This is a genomic window from Streptomyces sp. NPDC094032, from assembly GCF_040303965.1.
GTDB lineage: Bacteria > Actinomycetota > Actinomycetes > Streptomycetales > Streptomycetaceae > Streptomyces.
The window spans coordinates 88,558-104,040 of record NZ_JBEOUE010000012.1 but is presented as its reverse complement, the minus strand read 5'-3'; the positions used below and the strand labels follow the sequence as shown (position 1 = coordinate 104,040).

The 15,483-nt window shown below is 71.2% G+C and carries 13 protein-coding genes; 4 read left to right on the top strand and 9 right to left on the bottom strand.

What is annotated here, in order from left to right; translation table 11 throughout:
* Window positions 1-18 precede the first annotated feature (18 nt).
* Genes ABTZ54_RS18780 through ABTZ54_RS18770 form a run of 3 tightly spaced genes read right to left on the bottom strand, consistent with a single transcriptional unit; the run spans window position 19 to window position 3,908 of the window.
* Complete coding sequence (locus ABTZ54_RS18780) at window positions 19-2,001, bottom strand: hypothetical protein (protein ID WP_351664448.1); 1,983 nt, start codon at window positions 1,999-2,001, stop codon at window positions 19-21.
* Window positions 1,998-3,164: a 5'-methylthioadenosine/S-adenosylhomocysteine nucleosidase family protein gene (locus ABTZ54_RS18775; RefSeq protein WP_351664446.1), complete on the bottom strand. Its 1,167-nt coding sequence runs from the start codon at window positions 3,162-3,164 to the stop codon at window positions 1,998-2,000. Before ABTZ54_RS18775 ends, ABTZ54_RS18780 begins: the two co-directional genes overlap by 4 nt.
* The gene (locus ABTZ54_RS18770) at window positions 3,165-3,908 is read right to left on the bottom strand and encodes an NUDIX hydrolase (protein WP_351664444.1); all 744 of its coding nucleotides are present in this window, start codon (window positions 3,906-3,908) and stop codon (window positions 3,165-3,167) included.
* Window positions 3,909-4,120: 212 nt separating this feature from the next.
* On the opposite strand from ABTZ54_RS18770, the gene ABTZ54_RS18765 reads away from it, so the two are divergent.
* Complete coding sequence (locus ABTZ54_RS18765) at window positions 4,121-6,145, top strand: thioredoxin domain-containing protein (RefSeq protein ID WP_351664442.1); 2,025 nt, start codon at window positions 4,121-4,123, stop codon at window positions 6,143-6,145.
* 3 nt (window positions 6,146-6,148) lie between these two features.
* On the opposite strand, the gene ABTZ54_RS18760 is transcribed toward ABTZ54_RS18765, so the two are convergent.
* A complete protein-coding gene (locus ABTZ54_RS18760; RefSeq protein WP_351664440.1) occupies window positions 6,149-7,177 on the bottom strand; it encodes an LCP family protein in 1,029 nt (342 codons plus the stop codon).
* A gap of 119 nt (window positions 7,178-7,296) precedes the next feature.
* Between ABTZ54_RS18760 and ABTZ54_RS18755 the strand changes: the two genes are divergently transcribed.
* Both ABTZ54_RS18755 and ABTZ54_RS18750 read left to right on the top strand, forming a co-directional pair.
* A complete protein-coding gene (locus tag ABTZ54_RS18755) occupies window positions 7,297-7,500 on the top strand; it encodes a hypothetical protein (protein ID WP_329423450.1) in 204 nt (67 codons plus the stop codon).
* A 163-nt stretch (window positions 7,501-7,663) separates the two neighbouring features.
* Complete coding sequence (locus ABTZ54_RS18750) at window positions 7,664-7,897, top strand: chaplin (protein WP_351664438.1); 234 nt, start codon at window positions 7,664-7,666, stop codon at window positions 7,895-7,897.
* A gap of 73 nt (window positions 7,898-7,970) precedes the next feature.
* Here the strand turns inward: ABTZ54_RS18750 and ABTZ54_RS18745 are convergent, their stop codons facing one another.
* A complete protein-coding gene (locus tag ABTZ54_RS18745) occupies window positions 7,971-9,227 on the bottom strand; it encodes an FAD-dependent oxidoreductase (protein WP_351664436.1) in 1,257 nt (418 codons plus the stop codon).
* A gap of 92 nt (window positions 9,228-9,319) precedes the next feature.
* Window positions 9,320-10,633 (bottom strand): carboxylate--amine ligase, encoded by a 1,314-nt coding sequence (locus ABTZ54_RS18740; RefSeq protein ID WP_351664434.1) that lies wholly within the window; start codon window positions 10,631-10,633, stop codon window positions 9,320-9,322.
* A 310-nt stretch (window positions 10,634-10,943) separates the two neighbouring features.
* Here ABTZ54_RS18740 and ABTZ54_RS35720 point away from each other — a divergent pair, with 310 nt between their 5' ends.
* A complete protein-coding gene (locus tag ABTZ54_RS35720; RefSeq protein WP_502997270.1) occupies window positions 10,944-12,488 on the top strand; it encodes a glycoside hydrolase family 26 protein in 1,545 nt (514 codons plus the stop codon).
* Between the two features lie 36 nt (window positions 12,489-12,524).
* Here the strand turns inward: ABTZ54_RS35720 and ABTZ54_RS18730 are convergent, their stop codons facing one another.
* The 3 genes from ABTZ54_RS18730 to ABTZ54_RS18720 are packed head-to-tail and all read right to left on the bottom strand — an operon-like array spanning window position 12,525 to window position 15,481.
* Window positions 12,525-13,685 (bottom strand): GNAT family N-acetyltransferase, encoded by a 1,161-nt coding sequence (locus ABTZ54_RS18730; protein ID WP_502997269.1) that lies wholly within the window; start codon window positions 13,683-13,685, stop codon window positions 12,525-12,527.
* Window positions 13,682-14,332, bottom strand: coding sequence for a YveK family protein (locus ABTZ54_RS18725; RefSeq protein ID WP_351664432.1), 651 nt, complete (start codon window positions 14,330-14,332; stop codon window positions 13,682-13,684). The genes ABTZ54_RS18730 and ABTZ54_RS18725 overlap by 4 nt, the downstream gene beginning before the upstream one ends.
* A gap of 12 nt (window positions 14,333-14,344) precedes the next feature.
* On the bottom strand, window positions 14,345-15,481 hold the full coding sequence (locus tag ABTZ54_RS18720) for a glycosyltransferase (RefSeq protein ID WP_351664682.1): 1,137 nt from the start codon (window positions 15,479-15,481) through the stop codon (window positions 14,345-14,347).
* Window positions 15,482-15,483 lie beyond the last annotated feature (2 nt).

The window sequence follows — 15,483 nt, the reverse complement described above, 5'->3', positions numbered from 1 at the left end:
CTCTGCTCGAGGTCAGGATCAGCCGACGACCTGGAAGGGCGCCAGGCTGTCGCGCTCGTGCCGTTCGATCCAGCTCTTCCCGTCCGCCGCCACCCCCTCCAGGAGGCGGAACGTGTGGGTGGAGCCGGCCGCGCTGAGGTTGATCTCGGAGATTTCCCGGGAACTCTCGGTCGGCGCCAGTTGATGGGCGTCGGCGTCCTTGACACGGATCTTCCTGGCCGGCCCGTTGGCGAGCAGGAGCTCGAGGTCGTAGCCGACATCGACGTTCTCCGTCACCTGCACGGATGCCAGCGCGTCGAACCGGTAGTTGGTCCGCTGCTCGTTCCTGCGCGTTGCGTCGGAGAAGTTGAACTCGGAGCTGATCTCGCGGATGCCGTCCTGGGTGAACAGGAACAGACGGAAGACGTAGTGCGAGTACCGCCACGGGCCGCCTCGGACCCGGCCTCGTTTGTAGGAAGGAGCAGGGGCCACCAGGATGGTGTGGGTGATCAGGTCGCGCCAGGTGAGCCGGTAGTGTCGGAGTGCCTCATCGACGAACGAAGTCTTGTCGCAAGTGAGCCAGGTCTCCATCTCCAGCTCGCTGGGGCGCGTATCTCTCAGGAACGACTGCCAGCGCTGATAGGCGATCTGTCGCGCCGTCAGTTCTGCCTGGTACTCCTGAGCCTCTCGGTCCAGTCGGTGCTCTTCGCGCCGGACCTCCAGCCATCGGGAAGCGGACACGTGCCCGGACCAGGCCGCACCGAGCAAGGCCAGGAAAGCCCACAGAGCCTGCGGTTGGACGGCACTGGACACCGCGGTGCCGAACGCGGCCAGAGCAGCCGCCCAGAGAACAGCCAGGGCCGCGATGGTCAGTGCCTTCGTCCCGCCTGGAGTCCGGTCCTGGCGGTGCTGATCGAACAGAGTGCCGTTGTTGTAGCGATTTCGGGCGTCCTCGGCGAGGTGTCGGATCAGCCAGTCGACTCGCTCCACACCGATCCGGCTCTCCCGGTAGAGCTCCGCGATCTCGGTGGTGAGGTTGCTGCGGATCTGAACGGTGTGGGCGAGCCAGTCGTCCGAGGCGAACCCGTGGGGTCTGCGAACGCTGAAGTAGTGATCGAACGAATGGCGGACACGCTTGGTGAATCCGTCCTCGGTGGAGGCGGGGTCACGCGGGTGCGGGACGCGCGCCCCGGCCGTGCGGCCGGGCCTGGGCGCCCGGCCCCACCACCGCACGCCGAAGCGGGCCGCAGTCAGTCCCGCGCCGAGTGCCACCGGTAACTCCACGACCGCCTGGACCGGATCCGCGAACAGCGCCAGGGCCCAGAGGAGCGCACTGCTGACGACGAACAGGACCGCCCGGACAGAGAGGGCCGCCTTTGCGGCGGCAGCAGTGCTCGGGCGGGGCGGAACGGCCCGCGCCCCGATGGGGGCGGGTGCGAAATAGGCCCAGACCCGCTGGGCCCGGTTGTTGCCGAAGCGCTCCGCCCTGGCCCGTCCGAGGGTCTCGGCCCACAGATCGTCCTTCAGCCCTCCGGTGAGCATGAGGTCGAGGTGGCGGAGGATCGCGTCGTGCTGGCGGATCGGCAGGTCCTGCAGCTGCTTCAACACGGGGCCGGTCTCGCTGCCGGAGGTGCTGAGTACCGCCAACAGGTCGAAGGTGACGCGCAGGGCTTCCTTCCACTCGTCCTCAGCGTAGGACCGCACGAGCCTGGAGGTGTAGCGCAGCCGCTCGACCTCCTCGGCGCTCAGGTCGTGGTGGGTGCGTGCGCTGAGCATGGCGAGTACCCAATGGAAGCGAACCTCCGCACCGTCGTGGCCACGGACGATCGCATCAGTGATCATTTCTCGGGCTCGACTGGGGACGCCGTCCTCCAGGAGCTGTACGCCGACCCGGTACTTCTCCTGAGGCGTGGCGTCCGGGTGGACGAAGTTGATGGTGGAGTCGTGCACGACCTCGGCTTGGATCCCGATGGTGGAGTTGTACGCGGCCGAGCTGTATGAGGCACCGTCGTCGCGGCTCATCCCAGGTCACCGGCCGAAGCGACCATGGGAGCCAGTGCGGCCACCAGTGCGGGGCAATCCGCGACCAGTCCACGCAGCCTCTTGAGCGTCATGACCGTCCGCTTCGACGATTCAGGGGTGCGTTCCCTCGCCGACCGGAGGGCGGAGTCCAGATCGGTCAGGGCCTCCCGGTAGCTGTCCTCGTCGAGGGCGCCCTCGGTGCGGTGCCATCCCAGCTGGTCGCGGAAACCGTTCAGCTCTGTGATCAGGTCCGTCGGGCCGGGTGCCTTCGAGACCCCGTTCATGTGGACACTGCTGCCCGTGACTGAGCCAGCCATGATGCCGACGGTGCTGTTGTGGACGGTGTTGCTGACGCCACGGTCGAACCGGTCAGCCGAACGGACCCTGTCGTCTCGGGGCATTGCGGCCGCCTCCTCCTGCTCGCCCACCAGTTCCACTGCCAACCGGATGGCGAAAGCCGCCGCGTTCGCCGCGGCCCGAGGCTGCCAGTTGCGGTCCTCCGAACTGTTCTTTGTGCCGTCCGCCCGGTCGCTGATACCCCGGACGATGGCCACCGGCGCTCCGCTGAGATGGCCGGCCTGGGCCACGCCGGCCGCCTCCATCTCGATGGCGAGCGCGTCGTTGTAGTGCTGCCGGATCCACTTCGCCTCGGCCGAGATCCTCGAGTTCTGGACGATCTCGCCGGCGGCGATGGCCCCGAAACGCAGATGAGGTCTGTCCTCGTGGCCAGGTGTGGGGTCCGCCCAGTCGTCCAAACGGGCCAGGTGCGAGGCGAGCTGGCTGATGCCGTGCGGCGCTTCCCACACCCGGGGACGGGCTTTGAGCCCGTCGTCCTCGCTGGTCCCGCCGTGGTAGGCGTACACGTGTGACGCCATCACCACGTCTCCCAGCCTGGTGGCGTCCCACAGCGCGCCGGCGACTCCGACGAACAACACGGCCACCGGCGAGAACTCCTGGATCGCGCGTTCTGCGATCACCGCGGCGGCATGGTTCCCCTTGTTCGTCAGGCCGAGTGCGACGCGGCACGATGTGCCCCGTACGGTGCCCACTTCGAACCGGGTACCACGCTCATGGCGATGTAACTCAAGGTCCGTCAGCCTCCGCCGCACGGCCTGATATTCAAGATTGAGGGCGGTGAGAATCACCACCGGGCCTTTCGGCATCTACTCCTCTTCCCCTCTCGTGTTCTCTTCCGTCGCGGATGGCGCGGGTCGGATCAGCGGTGGGAACAGCACGGTGTTCGGACCGGCCCGGTACAGCCGAGCGGGCCGTCCTCCCGTGCTCCTGCGGTCCGTGCCGACGGGGACGATGAATCCCTTCGCGGCTTGGACCTTCCGATAGAAATTGCGGGTGTCGAGTGTGGTGCCCCAGACGGCCTCGTACACCTGCTGCAGCTCCGCGATGGTGAAGCTCTCCCCGCAGAACGCAGCGGCCAGTGCCGAGAATTCAATCTCGGTGCGCGCGCGTTCGATCCCGTCCGTAGCGATTTGACGGTGATCGAAGGCGAGGGTGGTCTCGCCGGACAGGACGGCTTCTGCGGGTATCCACGCGGCATCAGTGGCATCCGTCCCCGCGACAGGGTCGGGCAACCCCGGCGCGATCGCCAGGTGAGCTACGGAGACGACTCGGCCTCGCGGGTCACGGCCCGAGCTGCCGTATACGGCCAGCTGCTCGAGGTGCACCCAGCCGGAGGTCAGGGCGGTTTCCTCACTCAGTTCGCGGTGGGCGGCGTCCAGGATCTCCTCACCATCGTGACTCAGAAATCCTCCAGGCAGCGCGAGCATGCCCCGGAAGGGCTCTTCGCCCCGCTCCACCAAGAGGACATGCAGACGACTCTCCCGCAGCGTCAGGATCACGAGATCGACCGTCAGCAGGACAGAAGGGGGTGACCATGCGTCATCTTGCATGTCGTGCAAGGTACTTCAGTTACTGTCACTTGCACAAGAAGTGGGCGGTTGGGATCGACGCACCGCTCGGTCCCGTGGCTGTGGCGCGCTAGTTGAATCGATGGCGAAGGGGCGGTCGAAACTCGTTCGTGTGGAGCCGACCGCCACGTGACGGCTCACGTGTGCGCGAGGGTTTCACCGGTCGCGCAAGGTGCTGTGAGAGGCTGGGCTGTATGAACCGGTTGGCTGGTACGACCTCGCCTTATCTGCTTCAGCATGCCGACAATCCGGTCGACTGGTGGCCCTGGGGGCGCGAGGCGTTCGAGGAAGCGAAGCGGCGGGATGTGCCGGTTCTGCTGTCGGTCGGTTACTCCGCGTGCCACTGGTGCCACGTCATGGCCCACGAGTCCTTCGAGGACGAAGGGACGGCCGCGCTGGTCAATGGGCGGTTCGTTGCCGTCAAGGTGGATCGGGAGGAGCGGCCCGATGTCGATGCGGTGTACATGGAGGCTGTGCAGGCCGCGACCGGGCAGGGGGGGTGGCCGATGACCGTGTTTCTTACGCCCGATGCCGAGCCCTTCTACTTCGGTACGTACTTTCCGCCTGAGCCCCGGCATGGCATGCCGTCCTTCGGTGAGGTGCTCGACGGGGTGGCGCAGGCGTGGAGTGAGCGGCGGGGGGAGGTTGCCGAGGTCGCGGCGCGGATCGTGAAGGATCTTGCCGGGCGGTCGCTCGCCTATGGGGGCGACGGTGTGCCCGGGGAGGCCGAGCTCGCTCAGGCGCTGCTCGGGCTCGTGCGCGAGTACGACGCGACGTCCGGGGGGTTCGGCGGTGCGCCCAAGTTCCCGCCGTCGATGGTGCTGGAGTTCCTGCTGCGCCACCATGCCCGTACGGGGGCCGAGGGCGCGCTCCAGATGGCCGCCGACACCTGTGAGGCGATGGCCCGCGGCGGGATCTACGACCAGCTCGGGGGCGGGTTCGCGCGGTACTCCGTCGACCGGGCCTGGGTCGTGCCGCACTTCGAGAAGATGCTGTACGACAACGCGCTGCTCTGCCGGGTGTACGCCCACCTCTGGCGGGCCACCGGCAGCGACCTGGCCCGCCGGGTCGCCCTGGAGACCGCCGACTTCATGGTGCGTGAACTGCGCACCCCCGAGGGCGGGTTCGCGTCCGCGCTCGACGCCGATTCCGATGACGGGAGTGGGCGGCATGTCGAGGGGGCTTTCTATGCCTGGACGCCGGCACAGTTCGCCGAGGTGCTTGGTGAGGACGACGGTGCTTATGCCGCGCGGTACTACGGGGTCACCGAGGACGGGACGTTCGAGCACGGGGCCTCCGTGCTTCAGCTTCCGCTGGATGCCGGGGTCGCGGATGCCGAGAGGATCGGGTCGATCAAGGAGCGGTTGCTCGCCGCCCGGGAGGAGCGGGCCCGGCCGGGGCGGGACGACAAGGTCGTCGCCGCCTGGAACGGGCTCGCCATCGCCGCCCTCGCCGAGACCGGCGCCCTGCTCGACCGCCCCGACCTGGTCGAGCGGGCCACCGAGGCCGCCGATCTGCTGGTCCGGCTGCACCTCGACGACGCCGCCCGCCTGACCCGTACCTCCAAGGACGGGCACGCGGGCGCCAACGCCGGGGTCCTGGAGGACTACGCCGACGTCGCCGAGGGCTTCCTCGCGCTCGCCTCCGTCACCGGCGAGGGCGTCTGGCTGGAGTTCGCCGGGTTCCTGCTGGACATCGTCCTCGACCAGTTCACCGCCGAGGGCGGCGCGCTCTACGACACCGCGCACGACGCCGAGCGGCTGATCCGGCGCCCCCAGGACCCCACCGACAACGCCACCCCCTCCGGCTGGACCGCCGCCGCCGGGGCCCTGCTCTCGTACGCGGCGCACACCGGCTCCGAGGCCCACCGCAGCGCCGCCGAGGGCGCCCTCGGCGTGGTCAAGGCGCTCGGCCCGCGCGCGCCCCGCTTCATCGGCTGGGGTCTGGCCGTCGCCGAGGCCCTGCTCGACGGGCCGCGCGAGATCGCCGTGGTCGGCGCCCGTGACGACGAGGCCTTCCGCGCCCTGTGCCGGACCGCCCTGGACGCCACCACCCCCGGCGCGGTCCTCGCCTTCGGCCCGCCCGACAGCGACGAGTTCCCGCTCCTGAAGGACCGTCCGCTGGTGGGCGGGGCCGCCGCCGCGTACGTCTGCCGGCACTTCGCCTGCGACGCGCCGACGACCGACCCCACCGAGCTGGCCCGCGCGCTGGACCGCTGAGCGTCACTTGCAGAGGAGGGTCGAGCCGCCGACCGGCTTGTAGTCGCCGAGACCGTCGGGGACGTCGCTGGTCGGCTTCGGCTTGGCCTTCGGCAGGGGGCGGTCGGTGCGCAGCGCGCCGAACACCTGGGCCGCCTCGTCGTCGTCCCAGGCGAGGGTCGAGCCGACGTCCTCCATGTCCTCGTTGAAACCGGCGACCGGTACCGTCGCGAACTGCGTCTGCGCCGGGGTGACGTTGCGCAGCCGGCCCGCGAGGGCCACCAGCTCGGCCACCGAGATCCCGCGCTCGGCCTTCGCCTTGCCCCGCAGTGTCGAGGCCAGGGCCCGCAGCGCCTTCGGGTCGCGCGTCAGCCCGTCCCGTACGTTCCTGAGCGTGTTGGCCATGAACAGCTGCTGCTTCTGGATGCGCCCGAAGTCCATCCTGCCGTCCGCGCGCCGCGACCGTACGTACTGGAGTGCCGGGCCGCCCCGCAGCGGCGTCGTGCCGGGGCGCAGATCGATCCCCGTCACCGGGTCCTTGAGGCGGGTCTTCGTACAGACGGGGACGCCCTTGTCGAAGTGGTTCACCGTGTCCATGAAGCGGCGGAAGTCGATCTCCAGATAGCGGTGGACGGGGACCCCTGTCATCGCCTCGACGGTGTCGATCGTGAAGCCCGAACCGCCTTCCGTCCAGGCGTGGTTGATCTTCGCGAGGTGGGCTTCGTGCTCCTCGCCCGTACGGCGGTCCAGATGGCCCGCCGGGAACTCGGTGAGCGAGTCGCGCGGCAGGCTCACCACGCTCACCCGGTCGTTCTTCGCGGAGACGTGGACCAGCATGATCACGTCGGTGCAGGCGCACTCGGCGCTGCCGAGCCGGTACCGCTTCCTCTCCTGGGCGGTCACTCCCGCGCGGACGTCGGTCCCCACCACGAGCAGGTTGAGTCCGTACTTCGGGGACGGCAGGTCGGACGGGGCGAGGGCGAGTGAGCCGGACGCGAGCGCGACCAGAGCCGTGGACAAGAGCAGCAGGCGTCCTGGGCGGGGCAATTTCATGGCGAAACGTTAAATCGGACGCGCTCGCACACAGGTACGCGACGCGACATGGACAGGACGAATCACTCTCCTGCGGACGCTGTGTCATGATGCCCGGAACCACGCCGGAAGGAGCGAATATGACGCCCGAACCCGGGAAATGGGAGCGGATGGCCTTCATTCCGAAGAGCCGATATGTGGCCGACCCGCCGCCGGTCGACCGGGAGCCCTTCCCGCTCTACTCCTCGCTGGCCAGGCAGTGGATGCAGGCCGGTCGGGCCGTGCCGGGGGTGCCGGACCGTGAATGGGAACGGCTCGTCCGTACGCCGATCTGGCCGCGTTGAGCGCCGCCTGCTCGGCGTATTCGCCGCCTGTTCGGCGTATTCAGGAGAAGCAGTGGAGTGAATGGCGGAAGTCCGACGATAAGCCGGTTTCCTTTTCGTGGCAGGTTCGTTGGGGAGTGTGCAGCGGAGAACTGTCTTCGCCGTAGGAAAGGATCCAGACGAAATGAAGTGTAAGAAGGCTGCCGCCGTCGTCGCCGGTCTGATCATGGCCCTGGGTGCCGCCACCCCCGCGATGGCCGACGCCGAGGCCGAGGGCGTTGCCATCGGTTCGCCGGGTGTCCTCTCGGGCAACGTCGTCCAGGCGCCGATCCACGTGCCGATCAACGTCTGCGGCAACAGCGTGAACATCATCGGGATCCTGAACCCGACCGCGTTCAACACCTGCATCAACGCCTGACGTTCGCGTCCGGCGCAGGGAGGCCGGCCCCGGGGAGTGTCCACCACGTTCCCCGGGGCCGGCCTCCGTCGTGTCAGCGGGCGGCGGCCACCGCCTCCGCGCCCGAACGCGGCCGGCCCACCCGGCCGCCGCCGGTCCGCAGCCGCTGCCGTACGCCCTTCACGAGCCGTCCGGCCGTGTAGCCCGCGCCGAACACGAAGCGCATCGAGGGCCCGTACGAGGGTGCCGTGAGCAGTCCGGCGAGGAAGAGGCCCGGCCGGGAGGACTCGAACAGCGCCCCCACCTCGGGCGCCCCGCCGAGCCCCACCCGGCGCAGCCCGTCCCGCAGCTCGGGCGCGAGCACGTCCGCCCGGTCCAGGCTCGGCACGAAGCCGGTCGCCGCGATGACATGGTCGGTCTCCACCACCGAGGCGCCGTCCGGCCCGGCCACGTCGAGCCGCAGCCGGTCGTCGGCGGTCACCGTCGCCGCCGTGACCCGCTGTCCAAGCCGTACGTCCCCGACCGCGCCGAACCGCTCGCGCAGCCACCAGGCACCGGCCGGCCCCAGCGCCGAGTCGAAGATCCGCTCGCGGGTGGCGGCGGGCAGCCGACGGAAGATCCCGGGGGTGTCCGCGTACAGCCGGTTCTGCCAGCCGCAGCCGAGGCCCGTGTGCGGGGCGCGCAGCGACTGCCAGGTGCCGCGGTCCAGGGCCGGCGGCACGGTGTTCCAGTTCAGCCGGTCCGAGCGGGCCAGGATGCGCACGGCGGCGCCCTGCTCGGTGAGGATCGCGGCGGTCTCCAGAGCGGCCTGACCGGCGCCGATCACGGTGACGTCCCGGCCGGCGAAGCCGTCGAGCTCGCCGTGGTGGCTGGAGTGGGTGGCGTACCGGCGGGGCAGTCCGCGCAGCGGGCCGGGGACCTCCATGAAGGGGAGCACGCCGACGGCGAGCGCGACCGTGCGGGCCCGGAAGGTCTCGCCGTCCTCCGCCGTCACCTCGAAGCCCTCGCCGCCGGGGCCCGGCGCGACCCGGGAGATCAGCCGCTCGTCGAGCGCGGGCACCGCCTGGCGGGCGAACCAGTCGCCGTACGCGGCGAAGAAGCCGACCGGGAGCGGCACCCCGTGCTCGGCGCGGATGCCCTGGGTCGCCGCGTAGGCGTCGAGCCCGTACGCGCCCTGAGGGTCGGAGAGGTGGGAGGCCCACGGCTCGGACTTCAGGAACATCGCGGTGGGCATGGCGTGCCAGGACTCCATGGGGCGGCCGAAGACGCGCAGCTTCAGCCCGTGCGCCGCCGCGTGGGCGGCCACGGAGAGACCGTAGGGTCCCGCGCCCACAATCACCAGGTCGTACATCGTGTGTTCCGCCTTCGTCGTGCCGGTAGTCGTGCCGGTCGTGCCGGGTGAGTGAGTGAGGTGTGTCTGGGGGAGTCGGTCCGGCCGGTGGCTCATCGTTGGGTCATCTGGTCGGAGCGGCTGCGGGCCGACGGGGGTGACGACAGATCGGCCGCGCGCCGGGGGCGCCCGGCTCGCAGCGCCCGACGGAGCGTCAGCAGGCCCTTGCGCAGGGCGTGGGAGCACCAGGCCCTGACCATCGCGAGGGCCGGGGCGAGGTCGTCGGTGGCGAACCAGGCCGTCTCGAAGCGCTCGCCGGACCGCCGGGCGGCGCCGGGCTCGGCGGCGTAGCGGCGGCGCGGCGAGGTGAGGCAGGACAGGGCCGCGTAGTTCTCCACGACGAAACGGCGTCCGTACGCGGGGGCGTGCGCCGGGACCGCGCGGCCGGTCAGGTCGAGGTGCATCGCGCGCACCACGTCGAGCCCGTCCCGGTCGGCGAAGAGCCGGAACTGGGCGCCGGGGCGCGGGTTGAAGTCCAGCAGGTGGTAGGCGCCGGTCGCCCGGTCGAGCCGGAAGTCCAGGTCGCACACGCCCCGGTAGCCGAGCGCGGCGAGCAGTTCCCTGGCCATCGTGTCGACGGCCGGGTTCGCGCTCCAGCGGCCGACGGCGGTGAGCCCGGCGCCGTCGGGCCAGGAGCGCTCCTTGCGGCCGGTGGCCCCGGTCGAGCAGCCGCCTCTGGAGTCCACGTACCCGTGGAAGAACCAGTCGAGGTCCCGGCCGGGCGGCAGCAGCTCCTGGAGCAGCAGCCTGCTGCCGGCCTGCGGGGTGCGCGCGTACAGCTCGCGCACCTCGGCCAGCGAGCCGACGATCGTGGTGCTGCGCAGCCCGCCGCCGGCCGGGAGCAGCCACGGCCGGCTCCACTTGGCGATCACCGGGAGCCCCAGCGACCAGGCCATGGCGGCGGCCTCGTCGGCGCTGGTGGGCAGTTCGGTACGGGGGTGGGGGAGCGACAGGGCCCGGCAGGTCTCCGCGAGCTGGGCCTTGTCGGCGACCCGCGCGAGCTGTTCCGGCGACTGGTCGGGGAGCAGGTAGCGGGCGGCGAGTTCGGGGCGGCACTCTGCCAGGGACAGGGCCGTGATGTCGTCGAGGGGCACCAGGACCGCGGGCCGCGCCGAGGAGCCGGGCAGCGTGTCCGCGACGCGCAGGAGCAGCCGGGTGAGCTCGGCCGGGGACGGCTCGGCGGGGCGGACGTGGGCGCCGCGGAGGTAGCGGGAGCGGACGACCGGACTGGAGAGCGACTCGACGACCGCGTGGACGGGGATGCCCGCCCTCCCCAGGGACCGCGCGGCGCCGAGCGTGCCGTGATGAAAGGGGTTCGGGTCGAGCCGCACAAGGACCGCGGGGACGCGGCTGTCAAAACTCGGCACGGCATGTCCTTCGTTCTCGGGTGCCCCAACTGGGGGATGAAGAATCCTCTAATGGACTATTGATCAGATCCAAGCCGAGTTCTCGGTCGGCTCATTAGGAATACTTTCGGAGTATCAGATTGACGGACCATCAAGCGGCGCGAGAGAAGAAGGAGCTGCCATGGCAGACCGAAAGCGACGGGCTACGAGAAGATGGCTGGGGGTGTTCACCGCCGGTCTCCTTGCCTCAGGTTCTGTCGTGCTGTCGTCTCCCGCTCACGCCGCCGAATCCGTAACGACCCGGGACCCCCAACCGACTCTGTCCGGTGCGATGGGCGCCTTCCTGGAGTCGGGCCCGCTCGGGGTGGCCCGCATCTCCCGTCTGGAGCGGTGGCTCGGCGGTCATGAGCTCCGGGTCGGCCACACGTACCTCCCCGGCGACGTCTGGTCGAACATCGAGGGCGCGCCCGGCTTCCTGGACGCCTGGGCGGACTGGCGCAACGAGCGCACCGACCGGCTGTTCGTCCTGAACGTGCCGATGCTGGAGCGCAACGAGGCCGGGGTCTCCGACTACGAGGTGCGCCGCCAGCTGCGGTTGGGCGCCGCCGGGTACTACGACCACCACTTCCGGAAGCTGGCCGAGCGGCTGGTCGACCTGGGGGCGCAGGACACCGTCATCGTCCTCGGCTGGGAGATGAACGGCACGACCTACACCAGCCGGTGTGGGCCGGATCCGACCTCGTGGAAGAAGTACTGGACCCGCATCGTCACGTCGATGCGCTCGGTGCCCGGTCAGACCTTCCGCTTCGACTTCAACCCGAGCCGGGGCAGGGACGCCGTTCCCTGGACGGAGTGCTACCCGGGTGACGACGTGGTCGACATCGTCGGGATGGATTCGTACGACCAGCCCGCCGGTTCGAGTTTCGACCAGCATGTCAGCGAGCCCTACGGGCTTCAGGCGCAGGTCGATTTCGCTGCCCAGCACGGAAAGCAGATCTCCTATCCGGAATGGGGTCTGTTCCGGAACGGAGACAACCCCGAGTACATGCGGCGCATGCTGGAATGGATGAAGCAGCACAAGCCGCTGTATCACACGATCACCGATTACTGCCCGCACGGCGTCTGGCAGTGCGACGACAATCCGAAGTCGTCCCGGGTGTTCCGTCAGATGCTGTACGGGGTCGATCCCCAGGTCCCGACGGACCCGGTCGACCCGACGGAGCCGACCGAGCCGACGGAGCCGACCGACCCCACGTATCCGACGGACCCGGTCGACCCGGTCGACCCGACCCAGCCGACGGAGCCCACGGAGCCCACCGAGCCGACGCATCCCACGGACCCGACCGTTCCGACTGTTCCGACCGTTCCAACGGTGCCTGTGCCGAAGCCGGTCCCGACGGTGCCTGTGCCGAAGCCGGATCCGACGGTGCCTGTGCCGAAGCCGGATCCGACGGTGCCGAAGCCGGAGCCCAAGCCGGATCCGACCGTCCCCGTGCCGAAGCCGGATCCGACGGTGCCGGTGCCCAAGCCTGAACCGAAGCCGGAACCCAAGCCCGAGCCCAAGCCCGAGCCGAAGCCTGAGCCGAAGCCTGAGCCGAAGCCCGAGCCCAAGCCTGAGCCGAAGCCCGACCCCAAGCCCAACTGCTGGACCGTAAACCTCGGTTCATGGGTCGAGAGCTGGATCGGCGGCCCGGTCTGCGTCCCCAGGGACTCCTGGAAGGAGTCCTGGAAGGAGACGGTGAAGGACTCCGTGAAGGACTCCGTGAAGGAATCCGTGACCAACTCCGTGATGGACACCGTGAAGGAGTCGACCAGCTGGACCAACGGCCTCGGCGGCGGTCTGAAGGGTGCCCTGAAGGGGGTCTGGCCCTTCTGACCGGCAGGTGACGGGTCCGCGCGGCGGTGGAGGAGCTCATCCTCCGCCGCCGTTCGGGGTCCGGCCGGGCAGCCGGCCCAGCGCGCGCCCCAGCCACTCCCGCTCCCGCGCCTGCCGGGCCGCCCAGCGCCGCCCCGCCGCCGCGCCCGCGCGCAGCCACAGCAGGGGGGCCGAGGCCCGGCCGCCCAGCATGAGCCGCTGGTTGGGGACCGTCTCGGGGCGCCAGTGGTGCTTGTACGGCTCGGTGCCGCGCAGCATGCTCAGCGTCGCCCGGCCGCTCGCGCTGGTCTCGCGCGCCCCGTGCCGCAGCAGCATCGTCGCCACGTCCACCTTGCGGGCCCGCAGCGCGGGATCGGCACCGTACAGGTAACCGCCCGCGAGCCGCCGCGACATGAGGGTGAGGTCGGCGGCCACCACGTCCCCGGCGAGCCGGAACTCGGTGACCATCGCGTCGCCGCACTCGACCATCGGCCGCACCGCCCGCGCCAGGTGCTGGGCGAACCGCTCGCTGGTGTGCTCGGCGGTCACGCCCCGGCCCTGCCACTGGAGTTGATGGAGCCTCAGCAGCCGTTCGAGCGCGGCCGGGACCTCCGGCGCGGTCACGATGTGCTCGTCGATGCCGAGCGCGTCCAGCTTGCGCAGCTTCGCCCGCACCCGCTGGGCCTTGCCCGACGGGATGCGTTCAAGCAGGGCTTCCATCGGTACGGCGGGCAGCTCCAGGCACAGCGAGTCGGTGAGCCGCCGCCGGGGCCCGCGCCACGCGTCGAAGACCCGCTCGGCCGCCGCGCCGGGCCGCACCTCGCGCAGGTCGATCAGCGCACCGCGCGCGGCACCCGCGAGCGCCTCGGCGAGCGCGGGCGCCGCGTCCGGGCAGCCGTCGTCCAGGAGGACGTCGGTGAAGTCGGTGATGGTGCCGCCGAGCTGGGTGAGCACCGGCAGCGGCCCCGCGGCCCGCATCAGCGGAGCCGCCGCGACCAGGGTGCCGTCCGCGCGCCGGACCAGGACCACCCGCAGCGCGCCGGGACGGCCGTACGAGAGCCACCAGGAGTGCAGCCACGAGTGCGACTGGAACGGTGTCGCCGTCGAGCAACGGGTGTACAGCGCCGCCCACTCGGGGCCGAGCCGGCCGAACCCGGCCTCGTCCCGGCAGACCTCGGCGTACCCGGCGTACCCGGCGTCCAGGGATCTGCCGCTCACACCGCCTCCGGTTCCGGCTGCTGCGCCGCCATGGCGGGACCCGGTACGGCGGCGCCCTGCCGCGAGTGGCGCGCCTCGGCCCGCGCGGCCCGCTTCGGCCGGACCAGCAGCACCAGACCGCCGAGCAGGCCGCCCGCACAGGCGCCGACCAGCGCCGACAGGGGGGCCGACGGGGACACCGGGGTCACCGGCTTGGTCGCCCGGGAGAACTGGACGACCTTCACGCCCGTGTTCGAGGCGACATGGGAACTGTCGAGGACCAGCGCGCGGGCCACGCCGTCGGCCATCGACACGGCCTGCGCGGCCTTCGTCGAGCGGGCCGTGATCGAGATCATCGGCGCGTCCGGCGAGGTCGCCGCCTGCACGCTGGAGCGCAGCGTGTCCGCGGAGACGCCCGCCCACACCTGGGCGTCGCCGGTCACCGCGATGTCGGTGGCGACCCGCCCGTACGCCTGGGCGAAGCCGAGCGCCGAGGCCGGGTCGGACTTCTCCGAGGGGACGACGATCACATAGCTGGTCGCCGCGTACTGGGGAGCCTTCACGGCGCCGTAGCCGCCGCCGAGGACCGCGCCGGCGAGCGCGGCGGCCGGCAGCACCATCCAGCGGGCGGGGGTGAGGAACGGGAGTCGTGGCGGGGTCGTGGTCATGGTGGTCAGCTCTCACTTCACGGGAAGAGGGGTGCCGTGGACGGCCTGGTCGTAGAGGGACAGCAACTGCCGGGCGCTGTGCGCGATGTCGTAGTGGCGGGCGGCCTCGGGGAGCGGCAGCCGCCCGGCGCCGGAGCCCCGCGCCTCGCGCAGGGCGCCGATCAGCTCGGGCACCGACCCGCCGATCCGCCGGGCCCCGGGCGCCGCGCCCGGCGGCAGGTCGTCGACGGCGGGACAGGCCACGTACAGCGCGGGCAGCCCCGCCGCCAGTGCCTCGACGACCGCGAGCCCGAAGGTCTCGTCGGGGGAGGTGGACACGAAGACGTCCATCGCGGCGAGCAGCGACGGCAGATCGGGCTGGCCGCCCGCCGGACGCGCCGGCGGGTCCTCGAACGCCCCGGCCAGCAGCACCCGGTCGGCGGCCCCGCACTCCCGCGCCACCCGCAGCAGCTCGGCCCGCCGCTCGCCCTCGCCGACGAGCAGCAGCCGCGCCTCCGGGACCGAGGCCACCGCCCGTACCAGCCGGTCGAACCGCTTCCCGGCCGTGAGCCGCCCCACCCCGCCCACCACGAACGCGTCGGCGGGCAGGCCGAGCGCCGCCCGTGTCATGGCCCGCGCCCTCGGGTCGTACGCGAAGCGCTCGCTCTCGATGCCGTTCGGCACCACCCGGATACGGGACGGGGCCACCCCCCAGTCGGCCAGCCGGCGGGCGACGCTCGGCGAGACGGCGACCGTGGAGGTGCCGAGGCGTTCGGAGGCCAGGTACAGCGCGCGGGTCCCGGCGGAGAGCGGGCGCCCCTCGATCTGGGCCTCGCCCAGGGAGTGCTCGGTCGCGATGACGGGGCGGACCCCGGCGAGCCGCGCGGCCGCCCGCCCGTACACGCAGGCCCGGTAGAGGTGCGTGTGGACGAGGTCGTAACCGCCCTGCCGGATCAGCCGGGTCAGCCGGGGCAGCGCGCCGAGGTCCCGGTTGCCGGTCATGCCGAGGTGGGTGACGGGGGTGCCGTCGGCCTCGATGCCGTCGGCGACCGCCCCCGGGTTGGTCAGCGTCACCACCCGGCCCCGCACCGGCAGATGGCGCAGCAGCAGCCGCAGCTGCTGCTCGGCGCCGCCGATGCCGAGCCCGGTGATCACGTGCAGCACCTTCAGGT